Below are 1576 nucleotides of genomic sequence, written 5' to 3'. Positions count from 1 at the left end.
GTGTGACCGGCCTCGGCAAAGGCTTTCTGCAAGTAGTCCGCAGCCTCGCGATCGTCTTCTATGACGAGAATCTTCATAGGGCTGTTATACGCGATTTCGCCGGAAGGTTGAGTGGCAGACATCTGCATTGTGGCCTTTGCCAAAGCGCACCGCGATCAAGATTGCCCGAAGCCGTGCGAGATAAAGCTGCTCGCTGCCGATGTCATTTTGCGTCGGATCGCGGAAGCGCTTTTGAAAGTGTGCGGCAGCGGACGATGGGAAGCCCGCTGCCGCCGGGGGAAGGCGCGATGACTGACTAACGCGCGCTCCTCCATGCTTTCCCGTACGGCGGCTCGGGGGTGTTGAAACTGCCGCACTGGAAAAGCCCAACCTGCCGCCGAAACGCCCTCACCCACCCTGGAAAGGCCGAGAGAACGCTCCGGGGCTGACCTCAGCCCTTGGCGACGGGCAGCGCGACGAAACGATTGGTGTCGTCGCGGGTGATCTGCATCAGCACTGCCTTGCGGCCGGATTTGACTGCATCGGTCATCGCCTTGGTGACGTCGTCGGTGCCGTTCACTTCGGTCGAATTGACCGATGTGATGACGTCGCCTGGCTGGATACCGCGATCGGCGGCATCGCTGTCGGGATCGACATCGGTCACCACCAGTCCCTTGCCGTTTTCAGACTTGGTAACGGTCAGGCCGAGATCAGCCAGCGTGTCGGGCTTGGCCGGGGCGGCGGGCTGCTGCTGGTCGACAGAGGCCTGCTTGTCGCTCGAGGGCAGTTTGCCGAGATCGACCTTGACCGTCTGGCTCTTGCCGTCGCGCCACACGGTGACGTCGACCGACTTGCCAGGCGAATAGGCGCCGATCAGCCGGGCCAGTTCCTTCGGCGAAGCGACATCTTTTCCGTCGACCTGGGTGATCACGTCACCGGCCGTGATGCCCGCCTTCTTGCCGGGACCATCATCCTGGGCACTGGAAACCAGTGCGCCGTTGTTGGACTTCAGACCAAGCGACTCAGCGATGTCGGAGGTGACCGGCTGGATTTCCACACCGAGCCAGCCGCGCTGCACGGAGCCGCTCTTCATCAGGTCCTGAACGACCTGCTTGGCGGTCGAAGCGGGAATGTCGAAGGCGATGCCGACGCTGCCGCCGGATGGCGAGAAGATCGCGGTGTTGATGCCGACGACCTGGCCGTTGAGGTTGAAGGTCGGACCGCCAGAATTGCCGCGGTTGACCGATGCGTCGATCTGGATGAAGTCGTCATAAGGGCCAGCGCCGATGTCACGGCCGCGGGCGGAGACGATGCCGGCGGTGACGGTTCCACCAAGGCCGAACGGATTGCCGACGGCCACCACCCAGTCGCCGACGCGAACCTTGGAGTCATCGGCGAAGTCGACATAGGTAAACTTGCCGACGCCGTCGACCTTGAGCACGGCGAGATCGGTGCGCGGGTCGGTGCCGACCAGCTTGGCGTCGAGTTCCTTGCCGTCATGCATCACCACGGTGAAGGCCGAGCCTTCTGAAACAACGTGATTGTTGGTGACGAGATAGCCGTCATCCGAGATGAAGAAGCCCGAGCCCTGGGCAAC

1 protein-coding gene and 1 pseudogene are annotated in these 1576 nt (G+C 62.6%); both read right to left on the bottom strand.

The genetic code is table 11. The annotated features are described in order from the left end of the window. Positions 1 to 128, bottom strand: a pseudogene (locus tag EN984_RS39170) (DNA-binding response regulator); the annotation flags it as partial. Positions 129 to 430: 302 nt separating this feature from the next. Then, the coding region (locus EN984_RS33980) for a Do family serine endopeptidase (RefSeq protein ID WP_127384327.1) at positions 431 to 1576 on the bottom strand (1146 nt) is incomplete at its 5' end.

Source organism: Mesorhizobium sp. M7A.F.Ca.CA.004.12.1.1, assembly GCF_003997835.1.
Classification (GTDB): domain Bacteria; phylum Pseudomonadota; class Alphaproteobacteria; order Rhizobiales; family Rhizobiaceae; genus Mesorhizobium.
The sequence above is the reverse complement of the archived record's forward strand: the minus strand, read 5'-3'. Positions and strand labels throughout refer to the sequence as shown.